The sequence below is a fragment of the uncultured Sphingopyxis sp. genome (genome assembly GCF_900078365.1).
GTDB lineage: Bacteria > Pseudomonadota > Alphaproteobacteria > Sphingomonadales > Sphingomonadaceae > Sphingopyxis.
The window spans coordinates 3,246,128-3,261,390 of sequence record NZ_LT598653.1 but is presented as its reverse complement, the minus strand read 5'-3'; the positions used below and the strand labels follow the sequence as shown (position 1 = coordinate 3,261,390).

Genomic DNA, 15,263 nt, shown 5'->3' with positions numbered 1-15,263 from the left:
CGCGCTTTCGGGGCCGACGAGCAGGCGCGCGCCGTCCCAGCGGCAGATCGAGCCGCCGCCCGCCGCCACCGTGTGGATGCGCAGCATCGGCGCGCGGATGCGCGTGCCCGCGACGATCGTCTCGTTATCGCGCTCGAGGCGGCCGGCATAATGGCTGACGTCGGTCGAGGTGCCGCCCATGTCGAAGCCGATGAGGCGCGTCTTGCCCAAGGGCGCGGCGCTGCCGGCCATGCCGACGATGCCGCCCGCGGGGCCCGAGAGGATTGCGTCGCGGCCGTGGAAGGCAGAGGCGGAGGCGAGGCCGCCCGAGCTTTTCATGAACTGCGGGTCGATGCCCTCTCCGAGTTGGGCGCAAAATTGATCGACATAGTGGCGCAGCACGGGCGAGAGATAGGCGTCGGCGAGCGTCGTGTCGCCGCGGCCGACCAGCTTGATCAGTGCGCTGACGTCGTGGCTGGTCGAGATCTGGGTAAAGCCGAGGTCGGCGGCGATTTCGGCGAGGCGCGCTTCGTGCGCGGGGTGGGCGTAGCCGTGCATCAGCACGATCGCGATGCTGGAAAGGCCGCGGTCGCGCGCGGCCGCGAGCGACGCGCGGGCGGCATCCTCGTCGAGCGGCGTCAGCACTTCGCCATCGGGGGCGACGCGCTCGGCGATTTCGGCGACTTCGGCGTGGGGCGGCAGGGTGCGGTCGAGCCGCCGCGCGAACAGCTCGGGGCGATCCTGATAGCCGATCGTCAGCGCGTCGCCGAAGCCGCGCGTGATCGCGAGCAGGGTCGGTGCGCCCTTGCGCTCGAGCAGCGCGTTGGTGGCCACGGTGGTGCCCATTTTCACGCGTTCCACCTGGTCGCCAGCAATGTGCGCTCGCCCTTGCGCTCGAGCAGCGCGTTGGTCGCGACGGTCGAGCCCATGCGGATCGCGAGCGGCGGCAGCGCGCCGTCCCCTGCGCCGGTGAGGTCGCGGATCGCGCCGACCGCGGCGTCGCCGGGGCGCGCGGGGTCTTCACTGAGATATTTGGTCGTGACGACGGTGCCGTCGGGGCGGCGCGCGACGACATCGGTGAAGGTGCCGCCGCGGTCGATCCAGATATGCCAGCGGTCGTCAGTTTGCAGAGCCATTGTCCGGCCAGCGGATGACGATGGTGAGCCTGTTGTCAAGCGCGGTGCGGCGCCAGCTTCCCTTCAACTGCCGCTCGATCATCGTGCGGATGAACTGGGTGCCAAAGCTTTCGCTTTCGATTTGCGGGGTTTCGGCGAGGCCGCTTTCGGTCCAGTCGAGCTCGATCTCGTCCCCGTCGCGGCGCCAGCCGACCGCGAGACGGCCCTGGCCCGCGAGCGCGCCATATTTGATGCTGTTGGTGACGAATTCGTGGACCGCGAGCGACAGCGCCTGCGCGCCCTCTTCGCCGAGGCGGACCTCGGGGCCGACGACGCCCGCGAGCTGCGCGTCCGGCACGCCGGCGAGTTCGAGCTCGCGGCGGACGATTTGCCCGAGCTCGACGCTACCGACCGCGCCGGTGACGAGCATCTGCTTGGCGTCGGACAGCGCGCGCAGGCGGCCGTCGAAGCGGGTCTCGAAATCCTGAAGGCTCGTCGATTCGCGCACGGTGATCCGCGCGAGCGCGCCGATGCGCGCGAAGGCGTTCTTCATCCGGTGCGCCATCTCGCCGATCATCAGCTCGCGGTCGGCGGCGCGCAGCGCCTGTTCGTCGGCGAGCGCCTGGAACGCGCCGACGCGGCGCTGCTGGACGCGGTGAAGCTGCATCGCGAGCAGCATGATCGCGAAGCCGAAGAGGAAGATGCCGAACGGCCGCCCGATCCTCTCGAGCATCCGGCCATAGGAGATGCGCATCGTCCATTGCCGGTCGGCGACGCGGAGCGTCTGCTCGTGCGTCGCCCAGCCCATAGTGCCGTGGCGGAAGACGAGCGGCGCGGCCGGACCCTCGCCCGCATGGACTTCGAGCCCCTCGATCGTATCGAGCTGCGACCCGAGCACCGCGGTCATCAGGTCGCCGATGCGGAAGGGGGCATAGACGAAGGCCTCGATCGGCCGCGCGCCGGGCGCGGTGGCGATGACTTCGCCTTGCAGGAGGCGGCCGGCGGCGGCGCGTCGCCCGCCGCGTCCGCCGGGGCGGGCGCGTCGCGGCCGGCATAGATGGGGACATAGATCAGAAAGCCCGCCTGCCGCCGGGCGACGCCCTTTTCCTGAACGAGCTGGACGATCCCGCTCGCCGCGGGCTGGCCGGTCTGCCACGCACGGCGCATCGCCTCGCGCCGGATGCGCTCGCTGTACATGTCATAGCCGAGTGCCTGGTCGCGGCGCGGCGTATAGGGTTCGACGAGGACGATCGGAAAGCCGATCGGCTGGCTGGTCGCGGGCCAGACGCGAATGTCGCGCCCGTAATTTTGGCGCAGCATCGCCTCGGCAGCGGCGGGCGTCCCCTGCCGCATCGCCACCGCGATGCCGATCCCCTCCATCCCCGGCGCATGGACCTCCGGCCGCAGCGACGCGAGATAGGCGCGGATGCCCGGGCCGCTCGACTGGCTGTCGGATTGATAGAGGGCGCGCACGCCCTCCAATACCGCGACATGATCGCGCAGCCGCATGTTGACCTGCATCGCGATGCGGTCGGCGCGGTCAGCCTCTTCGCCGCGATTGTAGAGGAAGCTCGCCCCCGCGGCGAGCAGCGTGGCGATCAATATGACGAGACCCACGAAACGGGCGGAGAGTGCCAGCAGCCGATCTGCCCACGACGAAGGGCGCATAGATTCATCCTGCCTGATGGCTGCCGCGGCAGCGCCCCCCTCCGCCGCCGGATGTTCCATGCCGCGCCGCCGATGGCAAGTTTATTTCGTGCCGGTGCGGCAGCTTGAGGAAAGGGAGGGGGACGGGTTGCGATCCGCAACCCTTCGCCTATGGTGGCGCGAGGAAAAGGGAGAAGCGCGATGATCATTTACGGGTCGGTGGTGTCGCCGTTCGTGCGCAAGCTGCTCGGCTATCTGGGCGAGAAGGGGATCGAATTCGAACTGAAGGGCGTCGGCATCGGCGACCCCGATCCGGGTTTCCGCGCCGCATCGCCGCTCGGCAAGATGCCCGCGATGGACGACGACGGCTTCCTGCTCGCCGATTCGAGCGCGATCATCCAATATGTCGAGGCGAAGCACCCCGAGCCGCCGCTGATTCCCGCCGACCCGCGGGAGCGCGGGCGGGTGATCTGGTGGGAGGAATTCGGCGACACGGTGTTCGCGGCGTGCAGCGGCAAGATCTTCTTCAACCGCATCGTCGCGCCCAAATTCCTCGGGCGCGAAGGCGACCTCGCCGCGGCGGCCGAGGCCGAGAGCGAGGAATTGCCGAAGCTGCTCGCCTATCTGGAAAGCGCGATCCCGGCGTCGGGTTATCTGGTCGGCGACCGGCTGACGCTCGCCGATCTGGCGGTCGCGTCGCCGCTGATGAATTTCCGCCATTGCGGCGCTGGCATCGACGCGGCGGCGCATCCGAAGATCGCGGCGTGGAGCGAAGCGATATTGTCGCGGCCGAGCATGGCGCCGTGGATCGCCAAGGAAGAGCGGCTGATGGAGCGCGTGCTGGCGGGGTGAAGGCGGCGAACGAAAGGGCTGGAAGCGGTCGTTGCGCCTTAAATATCCGTTCGCATCGAGCGAAGTCGAGATGCCCATCGGGCTAGTCGCGATGCCGATGGGTGTCTCGACTTCGCTCGACACGAACGGAACGTGGGAAATGGCTGAAGGCGACCGGTAGTGGCCTCTTGCATCGTCATTCCCGCGAAAGCGGGAACCCAGAGCGTGCGTCGGCTTACCCCACACTGGGTTCCCGCTTTCGCGGGAATGACGAATGTTGGGAAGGGCCTCTCGCCACCCCAAAGGAGACAACCCGCCTAAGGCGCGATCGCGAGCCCGTCGCCCTGCTTGCCCGCCGCGATCCGGCGCAGCACTTCGCCGCTCGCGACGTCGATCTCGGCGACCTTGTCGTGCCCCGTCTCGGCGGCATAGAGCCACTTCGAATCGGGGCTGAACAGCAAGGTCACCTGGTCCTTCGCCGCGTCGCCCGACACCTTGATCGTCTTCAGCGGCGCGCGCGTTCCGGCGTCGAACAGGCTGATCGTGCCCGATGCGATATTGCTCGTCGCGACGAGCTTGCCGTCGGGGCTCGCGAGCACGCGGATCGCGACCGGATCGACGGGCAGTTCGGCGATCTTTTCGCCCGCCTGCGTATCCCAGATCGACACGCGCGGCGCGTCGAGGTCGCCGACCCACAGCTCGTGCCCGCCCTTGGTCAGCGCCAGCCCCTCGGGCTTGCCGCCGACCGCGAGGTCGCGCAGCTTCCTGCCTGCGACGAGGTCGAGCACGCTCACCGTCCCCGACCCGATATTGGCGGTATAGGCGGTGCGGTTGTCGGGCGCGACGACGATCATATGCGTGCCCTTCTGCCCGGTCGCGATCGACGTCAGCGCGCCGCCCGGCGCGATGACCGCGACCGATTCGCTGCCCTCCGCCGTCGCGACGAGCCGTCCGTCGGACAGCCAGAGCAGCCCGTGCGGCCGCCGGTTGGGGCTGAGGTCGATCGTCCTCAGCTTCGCGCGCTTTTCAACATCGAACACATCGATCGTCGTCCCGCCATAGGCGACCACCGCGGCCTGTTTGCCGTCGGGCGAGATCGCGATCTCGTGCGGCATCTTCCCCGTCGGCAACCGCGCGAGCTCGGCGCCGCTGTCCAGCGCGATGACGCTGAGCGTATCCTCGCCCTTGTTGCCGACGAGCAGCGTTTCGGCGGCGGCGGGAGCGGCGAGCAGCATGCCCGCAAGGGCGGAAAATAGGACGCGGCGCATGGGCAATCTCCCGGTTCCGATGCCGCCATCCTACTCGGCACGGCCGCCGCGGCAACAATGCTTCGAACGGCGACATGCGTAAAATTACGCAAAGTTAACTCGGCGATCGGCGCGGGCGCACCTAGCCCTGCCTGCGGCGGCGGGTCGCGCCGCCGTTCAGGACAGGAGGGGACTATGGAATTGCCGCCCGTTGACATCGCCGCGCTGCCGTTGCTCGACACCGCGGTCGGGCTGTTCGGGTCGCTGATGGGCGAAAGCGCCACGTCGGGGCCATCGATCTTCGAGATCGCGGTCACCATCGCGCTGATCGTTCACGACTGATCGCGAGCGGAGGCGGGCGGCGCGCTCCGCCGCCCGCCTCCGCGCCTTTCGCATGACCGCCGCCCACTCGCGCCACGACCATTTCCCCCGCGCCGATCGCGCCCGCCGCCAGCGCATCGGACGCGCGGTTGCCGCCGCCGACGCGGCGTGGCGCGCCGCCGATAGCGCGCCCGGCGGCCTGCTCGCGGCGATCGACGCGGCGGGGGACGCCGCGCCCGAGATCGCCCTCGCGCGCCTCCTGCCCTGGCTCGACGACACGGCATGGCTGCAGGCCCGGCTCGACGCCGCGCTCGCGCTTCTCGCCGCCGATCCCTTCGCCCGCCCGCCGCTGCGGCTGGTCGGCGGCGGCGATGGCGGAGCGGGGGGAGCGGGCGGCGGCGCGGGCGGGCTCATCCTTGCCGAGCGCGGCGCCGTCCGCCTCACCCTCCTCGTCCGCCCCGCGGGCAGCTGCGTCGCGCCGCCGTCCAGCGCCGTCTTCGTCCCCGGCCGCGCCGCGATCCGCGTCCTCGCGAGCGACGGCGCGTCGCTGATCGCCCACCATGCCGCGGTGAGCGAAGCCGAGGAGGCGGGCGGCTTCACCGCGTCCGCTGCCGCCCCGTGCCGCAGCGAGCCGCCGCGCCCCTTGCGCACCGGCGAGCTTATCCGCCTCGACACCGCGCGGCAAAGCTGGTCGCTCGCCGATGCCGCGCGCGACGTGCTGCTGCTCGAACTTGCCGTCCAGCCGCCGTCGCCGCTCCCCATCCGCGCCTATGACATCGCGACCGGCCGGCTGATCCACGTCAGCGCCTCGCGCCGCGACAGCAGCTTTCGCGCCATGGCGCTGACGCTGCTCCGCCATCTCGGCCGCGCCGACGCCGCGCCGTTCTTCGCCGCCGAAACGCGAAGCGAAGATTTCGCCGCGCGCTGGCACGCGATGCGCGAACTGGTCGCGCTCGACCCCGCCGCCGCGCGCCCGCATCTCGCCGCGATGGCGGCGGATGATCCGCATCCCGAAGTGCGCGCCGCCGCCGCGGCGACCGAGGCGCTCTATTCATCCCCTCCCGCAAGCGGGAGGGGCAGCGAGACTTGCGAGCTTGCTCGCTAGTCGCAGCGGGGTGGGCAGGCCGCACCGTCGCTACCCGCCCGGCGTCGGGTGAACCGTCCCCCGGACGGTTCAGGCCGGTCCGGGGGACCGATCGACCCGAAACCCCCCTCCCGCCTGCGGGAGGGGAGCAGGAGAACCGCATGCCCCGCCTGATCGACCCGCCCCCCGGCCCCGCGCTCGACCTTGCCGAAGTCACCGCGCGCCTCGACGAAAGCGGCGTCGACCTCGCCGACGAAGCCAGCATCGCGCATTGCGCCGCGCTCCTCGCCGGGCTCCAGCAAAACCGCACCTTCCTCGCCGATCGCGTCATCGCCGCGCTTCAGGCGAGCTACGCCGACCAGCTCGAAATCAATCGCTATTCGGCGCAGGTCTTCCTGCTTCATCGCGGCGCGCGCGGCTTCTATCTGCGCGCCAACCTCTGGCCCGCCGCGAGCGACGCCGTCACGACCGCGAGCGGCCCCGCGGCCTTCTCCTACGGCGTCCCGCACGACCATAATTTCAGCTTCCTCACGGCGGGTTATTTCGGCCCCGGCTATGTCAGCGATTATTATGAATACGACCCCGAAACCGTCGACGGCCGCCTCGGCGAGCCGCTGGACCTGCAATTCATCGAGCGCAGCAGCTTGAGCGAAGGCAAGATGATGCTCTACCGCCCCCACCGCGACATCCACAGCCAGCTCCCGCCGCCGAGCCTGTCGGTCAGCCTCAACATCATGGACGAGGGCGAGCACGTCCCCTGGCGCGACCAATATATCGTCGACCTCGAAGCCGGCACGATCGCGCGGCGCCCGACGCTGACCAGCGGCGAAATGCTGCTGCGCTGCGCGGTCCACCTGACGGAGAACGGCAAGGACATCGCCGGGGAGTTCGCGAAAGCGCACCCCGTGCCAAGAGTCCGTGCCAACGCGATCGCCGCGCTCGCGGCGGTGGCGGAGGGCGCGGGCAGGGCGGCGGTGCTGGAACGCGGAATACGCGATCGCGACGCGCGGGTGCGCGACGATTGCGCACGCTGGCTGGCGGTATGATCCGTCCGCTTGCCCCTTGCGACCGATCGAGCTGTGCTGCCCGTCATTCCGCCCCGAAAATCTCTTTCCTACATTGTCCCGCCATGCCAGCGTCGCCGTCATGGCCCATTCTCTCAGCCCTCTCGGATATGCTGCACCGGCGCAGTCGCGCGCGACGGGTATCATTATACCGGAGGGGAATGACAAGTTTGACAACTTCGGAATAAAATTACGCGGACACGGATGGTATCGCGGGGGCCTCGTGGGCGGCGACTCGCCTGCTGACAGCGCCGCAAACCCCTGCTAACGGCGCCCGATGACGACTCCCCTTTCGCATATCCGCAATTTTTCGATCATCGCGCACATCGACCATGGCAAGTCGACGCTCGCCGACCGGCTGATCCAGTTCACCGGCGGCCTCACCGCGCGCGAGATGTCGGCGCAAGTCCTTGATAATATGGACATCGAGAAGGAGCGCGGGATCACGATCAAGGCGCAGACGGTGCGCCTGAAGTACACCGCGAAGGACAGCGAGACCTATGAGCTGAACCTCATGGACACGCCGGGGCACGTCGACTTCGCCTATGAAGTGTCGCGCAGCCTCGCGGCGTGCGAGGGCGCGCTGCTCGTCGTCGATGCGGCGCAGGGGGTCGAGGCGCAGACGCTCGCCAACGTCTATCAGTCGATCGAGCATGATCACGAGATCGTGCCGGTGATCAACAAGATCGACCTGCCCGCGGCCGACGTCGACAAGGTGAAGGCCGAGATCGAGGACATCATCGGCCTGCCCGCCGACGACGCGGTGCTCGCCAGCGCGAAGGCCGGGATCGGCATCGAGGAGGCGCTCGAAGCGATCGTCACCAAGATCCCGCCGCCGAAGGGCGATGCGGCCGCGCCGCTCGTCGCGATGCTCGTCGACAGCTGGTACGACCCCTATCTGGGCGTCGTCATCCTCGTCCGCGTCGTCGACGGGGTGCTGAGGAAGGGCCAGCAGATCAAGTTCATGCAGGCGGGCACCACCCATTTGATCGACCGCGTCGGCTGTTTTACGCCGAAGCGCGAGGAGCTGACCGAGATCGGCCCGGGCGAGATCGGCTTCATCACCGCGCAGATCAAGGATGTCGCGCAGGCGCGCGTCGGCGACACGGTGACCGATGCGAAGAAGCCCGCCGCCGCGCCGCTGCCGGGGTTCAAGGAAGTCCAGCCGGTCGTCTTCTGCGGCCTGTTCCCGACCGACGCGAACGACTTCGAAAAATTGCGCGAGAGCATCCAGAAGCTCCGCCTCAACGACGCGAGCTTCTCGTTCGAGATGGAAAGCAGCGCGGCGCTCGGTTTCGGCTTCCGCTGCGGCTTTCTAGGCCTCCTCCACCTCGAGATCATTCAGGAGCGGCTGACGCGCGAATATGACCTCGACCTGATCACCACCGCGCCGTCGGTGGTCTACAAGCTCAAGCTTTCCCACACGAAGAATGAGGCGGCGAAGGAGATCGAGCTCCACAACCCCGCCGACATGCCCGACCCCAACCGCATCGACGAGATCGAGGAGCCGTGGATCGAGGCGGTCATCTATGTCCCCGACGACTATCTCGGCCCGATCCTCAAGCTCTGCCAGGACCGCCGCGGGGTGCAGAAGAACCTGACATATGTCGGCGGCCGCGCGCAGATCACCTATGAGCTGCCGCTCAACGAAGTGGTGTTCGACTTCTACGACCGGCTCAAGAGCATCAGCCGCGGCTATGCGTCGTTCGACTATCATCAGATCGGCCACCGCGCCGGCGACCTCGTCAAGATGAGCATTCTCGTCAACAACGAGCCGGTCGATGCGCTGAGCATGATCGTCCACCGCGGCTCGGCCGAAAGCCGCGGCCGCGGCATGTGCGAGCGGCTCAAGGACCTGATCCCGCGCCACATGTTCAAGATCCCGATCCAGGCGGCGATCGGCGGCAAGGTGATCGCCCGCGAAACCATCGCCGCGCTGCGCAAGGACGTGACCGCCAAATGCTACGGCGGCGACGCGACCCGCAAGAAGAAGCTGCTCGAAAAGCAGAAAGAGGGCAAGAAGCGGATGCGCGAATATGGCAATGTCAACATTCCGCAGGAGGCGTTTATCGCCGCGCTGCGGATGGGCGACGACGCCTGACCTTACGGCGCGGTTGCAGAAGGGGCGTTGCCTGAGCGGGCCGAGCCTTCCGGTGCGGGGGCCGTTTCGGGCGGGACGAACGTCCAGATCACATCCTCGGGCTCGACGGCGGGGCGCCGGTCGCTCGAGAAGATGACCAGCTCGCCCGACGCCTTGGCAACGGCGAGGCTGTCGCCGCCGTTCGCCTTCATCCGCGCGACGAAATCCTCATAGGGGAACTTTTCGGTGATCCGCGTCCGGCCGAAGCTCCAGCCGGCCTGCAGCCGGTCGAGCAGCTCCTCGATCGGCGTGCCGGCGAGCGTGAAGATGCGGCCGCGGCGCAGGCCCTTGAGACGCGATTGACCGCCCGTGCGGCTGACGCGGTCGGCGCCGATCTCGGGCGCAAGCTCGCTGCAGACGAGCGCGTTGTAGCTGTCGCTGCCGGTCGCCGCGATCAGCTGGCGATATTGGCCGAGTTCGACCTCGTCCTCATGCGCCTCGTCGAGAATGTCGCCGTGATAGACGGGAATATCGGCGCGGCGGGCGCGGCGGAGCGCGAGCTTGTCTTCGTCGGCGATCAGCACCTCGCGTCCTTGCCGCTTCACGAACTCGGCAAAGGCGATCGTCCAGCTGTTGGCGCCGACGAGCAGCACGCCGTCGCCCTTGCCGCGATCGAGACCGAGCAGCCGCGCCACCCTCGCCGCCGTAAAGCCGTGCGCGAAGATCGTGACGATCACCACGCCGAAGCCCAGCGGTACGAGCGCCTCGGCGCCCGGAACGCCATAGTCGGTGAGCCGAAGCGCGAAGAGGCCGGTCACGGCGACCGCGACGATGCCGCGCGGGGCGATCCACGCGACGAACAGCCGCTCGCGCAGCGGGATGCGCGTGAAGAGCAGCGCGGCCATGATCGTGAGCGGGCGGACGACGAAGAGGAGAAGCAGAAGGAACAGCACGAAGCGCAGCTCGAAGTTGCGGACGACCTGCCAGTCGAGCGTGGCCGACAGGATAATGAAGACGCCCGAGACGAGCAGGATCGTCAGATCCTCCTTGAACCGCCGGAGCATGTGGCTCGAATAGGTTTCGCGATTGCCCATCACGACCCCCATGGCGGTGACGGTGATCAGCCCCGTCTCGTGCATCACGAGGTCCGACAGGACGAACACCGCGATCACCGAGGTCAGCAGGATCGGCGCCTTCAGATATTCGGGAATCCAGCCGCGGAGATAGGCGGTGGTGAGGGCAAAGCCAGCCGCGGTGCCGATCAGGATCGCGAGCAGACTCGCCGCCGCGACGTCGATCACGACCGTACTCGCCGCCGTGCCGCCGCCGTGGGTGATATAGCTGTAGACGCCGACCGCGATCAGCGCGCCAATCGGATCGTTCACGATCGCTTCCCACTTGAGCATATGCTTGACGCGCGGCGGAATGTTGAGCGAGCGGAGCAGCGGCGCGATGACGGTCGGGCCCGTGACGACCATCACGCCGCCGAAGAGGGCGGCAAGTTCGAGCGGAAGGCCGGCGCCATAATAGGCGGCGGCGGTGCCGAGCGCCCAGCCGAGCGGCACGCCGATGAACACGAGCATCAGCACGGCGGTTCCCGCTTGCCGGAGTTCGCGGAACTTGAGGCTGAGCCCGCCCTCGAACAGGATCACCGCCACGGCCAGCTTTATGATCGGCTCGCGCAGAGCGCCGAAGTCCCGCTCGGGATTGATGAAGCCGAGGATCGGCCCCGCGACGATGCCGGCGATCAGCATCAGCGCAATGGCAGGCCGCCCCGTTCGCCACGCGATCCACTGAGCGCCGAGTCCGATGATGCCGATGAGGGCGATTTTGACGAGCAGCGAGTCGATTGCGAACATGTGCGCAAGCTATGCAGGAAGCACGCGATGGTTCCAGTTTGAATGTGCAATTGGGACACGCCGCCGGGCCTTCGACCCCAGCCATGGTCGAGGCCGGGGGATGGGGAAAAGCCCGGGCTTTGGGTGCCTCGGCTTTCGTGGTAGAAAAAGGCCGCTGTTTCGGTTCGCCTTGGGGAAGGGGAATTGTCATGCGTCATCCGTTCCGCATCGTGGCGGCGCTCGGCATCGGGCTGTCGGCCGCGAGTTTCGCGCCGCCTGCGGGCTTTTCGGCGGCCGCGCTCGACGCGCTCGACCCGAGCCGGCTCGCGAGCCTGTCGTGCGGCGCGCGGCGCGCGGGGTCGATGCTGGCGAGCGAGCTGCTGATCGCGGCGGCGGTCGCGGCGCCGGCGAGCGCGGGACGGACGATCCCGCTCTATCCCGACCTTGCGAAATCGCCCTTTCCGGTGTCGACGCGCGATGACCGGGCGCGGCGCTATTTCAGCCAGGGGCTGCTGATGTCCTATGGCTTCAACCACGCGGGCGCGGTGCGATCGTTCCGCGAGGCGCAGCGGCTCGACCCTGAATGCGCGATGTGCTGGTGGGGCGAGGCGGCGGCGCTCGGGCCGAACATCAACGCGCCGATGGACGATCGCGACCGGGATGCGGCGCTGGGCGCGATGGACCGCGCGATGGCGCTGCGCGGGCGCGCGACGCCGATGGAGCGCGCGCTGATCGAGGCCGTCGCGCGGCGCTATTCGCGCGATGCGGCGCAGGACCGCGCGGCGCTCGACGCGGCCTATGCCGATGCGATGCTCGATGTCGCGCGCCGCTTTCCGGGCGACGACGACGTCGCCGTGCTCGCGGCCGAGGCGGCGATGGACACGACGCCGTGGAATTATTGGGAGCCCGACGGAAAGACGCCGGTCGGACGGAGCGGCGCGGCGGTGCGGCTGGTCGAGGGGGTGCTCGCGCGCAATCCCGACCATGTGCAGGCGAACCACCTCTATATCCACCTCGTCGAATCGACGGACCCGGCGCGCGCCGAGGCAGCGGCCGACCGGCTCGCGAACCCGCTGGCGCCGAGCGCGGCGCACCTCGTGCATATGCCGGGGCATATCTTTCAGCGGCGCGGGCGGCACGCCGACTCGATCCGCGTCAATGTCGCGGCGGCGCGCGCCGACGAGGCCTATATCCGCGATGCGGGCGATGCGGGGCTCGTGCGTTACGGCTATTATCCGCACAATGTCCATTTCATCGTGACCTCGGCGCAGATGGCGGGCGACCTTCGCACCGCGATCGAGGAAGCGCGGCGGCTGCGGACCCTGCTCGACCCCGACACGTCGGCGGCGATCGCGTGGATCCAGTCGATCGACGCCGCGCCTTATTTCGCGATGGCGCAGTTCGCCGAGCCGAAGGTGATCCTCGCGATGCCCGCGCCCGACGCGCGGCTGCCCTATGCGAACGCGATGCGCCATTATGCGCGGGCCGTCGCCTATGCGCGGCTGCGCGACCGCAAGGGGTTCGACGGCGAACTCGCGGCGATGGCGAAGCTCAGGACATCGGGCGCGTTCCAGGCGATGGTCGATCAGGGCGTGCCCGGCCCCGACCTCGTATTGCTCGCTGAAACGGTCGCGCGCGGGCGCCTGGCCGCGGCCGAGGGGCGCCATGACGCGGCGGCGGGCCTCTACGCGCAAGCGATCGGGCTCGAGGACAAGCTGCCTTATCAGGAGCCTCCCTATTGGTATTTCCCGGTCAGGCAGGCGCTGGGCGCTGCGCTGTTCGAGCAGCGCCGCTATGCCGAAGCGAGCGAGGCATTCCGCGGCGCGCTCGCGCAGACGCCAAACAATGGCTGGGCGCTCTATGGCCTCCAGCGCAGCGAGGCGATGCAGGGCAAGCGGCTCGAGGCGGCGGCGGCGGGCAAGGCCTTGTCGAAGGCGTGGCTCGGTGACCGGCGCTGGCTGCGCATGGACCGGCTGTAGATCCTAGATTTCGATCGTGATCCGCACCTTTGACGGGGTGGTGCCCGCGGCATGGGCGATTTCGGCGCGCATCCGGCTGACGAGGTCGGCGAGATGGTCGCCGCCGGGCGCGCTGTCGCGGCTCAGCAGCTCGGTCGGCGAGGTGCCGAGGAGGTCGGCGAGCGCCTGAAGCCGCGCGAGCCGCGGGCGCGACCGGCCCTGTTCCCAATAGCAGATCGAGGTGACGGTGACGCCGAGCCGGTCGGCGAGATCGGTCTTGCTCAGCCCCCGATTGCGGCGCAACCGTGCGAGGCGGTCGCCGAGCACCTCATAGGATAGTTTGTTGTCCGGGTGGGCAGGGATCACGCAGGTGCAACCTTTCGGACTTCGAAGCGCAACATTTATCAAAGTTAAGCGCGGTTCGCTTTCAACATTTCACCGATCGCGGCCGGAGAAATTGCTTAGGGTTTGGCGGTGCGACGATTGCGGGGATGCTTCGCATTGCCTATCGTCGGGTATCGGGAGACTGCGATGACCGGCACGGACGGGCAGCGGGCGGCGAAGATGCGGCCGCGGATCGAGGATGTCGCGGTGCATAGCGCGCTGAACGACGGCACCGCGGTGTGCCTGCGCACGATCACCCCCGAAGATGCCCCGCTGATCCGCGACGGCATCGCCAGATTGTCGGCCGAATCGCGCTATCTGCGCTTCTTTTCGCCCGCACCGGAGCTGCCCGATGCGGTGGTGCAAAGACTCGCCGAAGTCGACGGGCACGACCATATCGCGTGGGGCGCGATCTGCACCGAATGCCCCGGACGCCCGCCGATCGGCGCGGTGCATGCGGTGCGATACCGGCACGATGGTCCGGTGGGCGAATTCTCGGTCGCGGTGCTCGACGCGTTCCAGGGGCAGGGGCTCGCGCGGATGATGACCGCGGCGCTGCTCGTCCATTGCCGCGCTGAAGAGCTCGCTGTGCTCGATGTCCATATATTGTCGGAAAATGCCGCGGCGCGGCGGCTGGTCAAATCGCTCGGCGCGGCGTGGACGGGTGAGACGGCGGGGGTTGCCGAATACAGGCTCGATGTCGGAGCGGCGATCGAGACGCTGCGCGCCGACAGCGATGCGCCGGGGGTGCGGGATGTGCTGCGTGCGCTCGAAGGAGAATAGTCCCTCCCGCCGCCCCGGGTCGCTTGGGGCGGCGGGAGGGTGGTCCGTGAGCGGTCGCTGAAAGCGGGTGCCCGTCCCGAAGACGCTGTTAACCCTGATGGGGGAACGCCGACGTGATGCCGGTCACAGGTTGGGCGAAAAATTCGGCGGGCAGAACAAAGGGCGCCGGAATCGACCGGCGCCCTTCGCCCTGCCCTTTAGGGAAGGCAGCCCTTGTCTGGTTCGCCTTATTTCTTGGCGGGATCGGCCGGCGGCGTGGTCGGGGCGGCCGCGCCGGTCTCCGACGGAGCGATTTCGCCATTATCGTCCATCGCATTAGCCTTTTCCTCGCCCGCGGCTTCGACGGCGTCCGCCTTATTTTCCATGGCTTCCTGCGCGGGGCCTTCGGGCATCGCGTCGGCCTGATCGTCGATCGCGTCGGCCTGGGCTTCGGCCTGATCCTCGACCTTGTCGGCCTGCGGGCTCTGGCAGGCGCCAAGCGCGAGGGCCGAGGTGGCGGCGAGGGTGATGAACATCTTGCGCATATCGAGTGACTCCCAAAGTTGACTCGGGGGCTTAACGCGGGATGAACGTCAGGGTTGCAACGAAATTGTCATTGCACTGGAATCGCGTCGATTTCATTGAAAAATCGTAGGTGCGGCGTCAGTCTTTCGCCTTGAGCCTCACCCATATCTGAACCGTCGCGGCGAATTTTCCCGGCGCGGGCGGCGTGACGTCGATGCGCTCCGCCGTGACAAGTTCGCCGGTGGCGAGATTGAAGCTGGCCCAGGGTTTGGGCATGCGGCCGAAGCTCATCTTCTGGATCGGCTGGCCGGTGGCGGTGTTCATGATCGTAGCGGTGATAGCCATGGCGCGCCGCTAGCGGGATGCCCCCTCCGCTGTCCACCCGCGGGAGCAAAAAAGAGGGCGCCCGAAGCGCCCTCTTCATGCCT

Annotated in this window: 15 protein-coding genes and 1 pseudogene; 7 read left to right on the top strand and 9 right to left on the bottom strand. The window is 68.4% G+C overall.

Annotated elements, in window-relative coordinates; all coding sequences use genetic code 11:
• Positions 1–45: 45 nt before the first annotated feature.
• From QZL87_RS15165 to QZL87_RS15150, 4 genes and pseudogenes are all read right to left on the bottom strand, one after another.
• Positions 46–825: pseudogene (locus QZL87_RS15165) on the bottom strand (hydantoinase/oxoprolinase family protein); the annotation flags it as partial.
• A gap of 2 nt (positions 826–827) precedes the next feature.
• Positions 828–1,115, bottom strand: coding sequence for a hydantoinase/oxoprolinase N-terminal domain-containing protein (locus QZL87_RS15160; protein WP_295320945.1), 288 nt, complete (start codon positions 1,113–1,115; stop codon positions 828–830).
• Positions 1,099–2,001, bottom strand: coding sequence for a sensor histidine kinase (locus QZL87_RS15155; protein ID WP_295320942.1), 903 nt, complete (start codon positions 1,999–2,001; stop codon positions 1,099–1,101). Before QZL87_RS15155 ends, QZL87_RS15160 begins: the two co-directional genes overlap by 17 nt.
• Positions 2,001–2,762 (bottom strand): CHASE domain-containing protein, encoded by a 762-nt coding sequence (locus QZL87_RS15150; RefSeq protein ID WP_295320939.1) that lies wholly within the window; start codon positions 2,760–2,762, stop codon positions 2,001–2,003. The genes QZL87_RS15155 and QZL87_RS15150 overlap by 1 nt, the downstream gene beginning before the upstream one ends.
• Before the next feature lie 180 nt (positions 2,763–2,942).
• On the opposite strand from QZL87_RS15150, the gene QZL87_RS15145 reads away from it, so the two are divergent.
• The gene (locus QZL87_RS15145; RefSeq protein ID WP_295320936.1) at positions 2,943–3,593 is read left to right on the top strand and encodes a glutathione S-transferase family protein; all 651 of its coding nucleotides are present in this window, start codon (positions 2,943–2,945) and stop codon (positions 3,591–3,593) included.
• Between the two features lie 296 nt (positions 3,594–3,889).
• On the opposite strand, the gene QZL87_RS15140 is transcribed toward QZL87_RS15145, so the two are convergent.
• Complete coding sequence (locus QZL87_RS15140; RefSeq protein ID WP_295320934.1) at positions 3,890–4,840, bottom strand: YncE family protein; 951 nt, start codon at positions 4,838–4,840, stop codon at positions 3,890–3,892.
• A 174-nt stretch (positions 4,841–5,014) separates the two neighbouring features.
• Here QZL87_RS15140 and QZL87_RS15135 point away from each other — a divergent pair, with 174 nt between their 5' ends.
• The 4 genes from QZL87_RS15135 to lepA all read left to right on the top strand — a co-directional run bounded on the left by QZL87_RS15135 (position 5,015) and on the right by lepA (position 9,389).
• Complete coding sequence (locus QZL87_RS15135) at positions 5,015–5,161, top strand: hypothetical protein (RefSeq protein ID WP_167922524.1); 147 nt, start codon at positions 5,015–5,017, stop codon at positions 5,159–5,161.
• 52 nt (positions 5,162–5,213) lie between these two features.
• Positions 5,214–6,245, top strand: a complete 1,032-nt coding sequence (locus tag QZL87_RS15130; RefSeq protein ID WP_295320932.1) for a HEAT repeat domain-containing protein — start codon at positions 5,214–5,216, stop codon at positions 6,243–6,245.
• Positions 6,246–6,385: 140 nt separating this feature from the next.
• The gene (locus QZL87_RS15125; protein ID WP_295320931.1) at positions 6,386–7,270 is read left to right on the top strand and encodes a transposase; all 885 of its coding nucleotides are present in this window, start codon (positions 6,386–6,388) and stop codon (positions 7,268–7,270) included.
• A 295-nt stretch (positions 7,271–7,565) separates the two neighbouring features.
• Positions 7,566–9,389, top strand: a complete 1,824-nt coding sequence (gene lepA / locus QZL87_RS15120; protein ID WP_295320930.1) for a translation elongation factor 4 — start codon at positions 7,566–7,568, stop codon at positions 9,387–9,389.
• Positions 9,390–9,391: 2 nt separating this feature from the next.
• Here the strand turns inward: lepA and QZL87_RS15115 are convergent, their stop codons facing one another.
• Positions 9,392–11,227 carry a sodium:proton antiporter gene (locus QZL87_RS15115; protein ID WP_295320929.1) on the bottom strand — a complete coding sequence of 612 codons (1,836 nt, stop codon included), beginning with the start codon at positions 11,225–11,227 and terminating at the stop codon, positions 9,392–9,394.
• A 188-nt stretch (positions 11,228–11,415) separates the two neighbouring features.
• Between QZL87_RS15115 and QZL87_RS15110 the strand changes: the two genes are divergently transcribed.
• On the top strand, positions 11,416–13,185 hold the full coding sequence (locus QZL87_RS15110; RefSeq protein ID WP_295320927.1) for a hypothetical protein: 1,770 nt from the start codon (positions 11,416–11,418) through the stop codon (positions 13,183–13,185).
• Positions 13,186–13,188: 3 nt separating this feature from the next.
• On the opposite strand, the gene QZL87_RS15105 is transcribed toward QZL87_RS15110, so the two are convergent.
• On the bottom strand, positions 13,189–13,530 hold the full coding sequence (locus tag QZL87_RS15105) for a helix-turn-helix transcriptional regulator (RefSeq protein ID WP_295320925.1): 342 nt from the start codon (positions 13,528–13,530) through the stop codon (positions 13,189–13,191).
• Positions 13,531–13,695: 165 nt separating this feature from the next.
• Here QZL87_RS15105 and QZL87_RS15100 point away from each other — a divergent pair, with 165 nt between their 5' ends.
• Positions 13,696–14,331: a GNAT family N-acetyltransferase gene (locus tag QZL87_RS15100; protein ID WP_295320923.1), complete on the top strand. Its 636-nt coding sequence runs from the start codon at positions 13,696–13,698 to the stop codon at positions 14,329–14,331.
• Positions 14,332–14,558: 227 nt separating this feature from the next.
• On the opposite strand, the gene QZL87_RS15095 is transcribed toward QZL87_RS15100, so the two are convergent.
• A complete protein-coding gene (locus tag QZL87_RS15095) occupies positions 14,559–14,855 on the bottom strand; it encodes a hypothetical protein (RefSeq protein WP_295320920.1) in 297 nt (98 codons plus the stop codon).
• A gap of 118 nt (positions 14,856–14,973) precedes the next feature.
• Positions 14,974–15,180, bottom strand: a complete 207-nt coding sequence (locus QZL87_RS15090) for a hypothetical protein (RefSeq protein WP_295320918.1) — start codon at positions 15,178–15,180, stop codon at positions 14,974–14,976.
• Positions 15,181–15,263 lie beyond the last annotated feature (83 nt).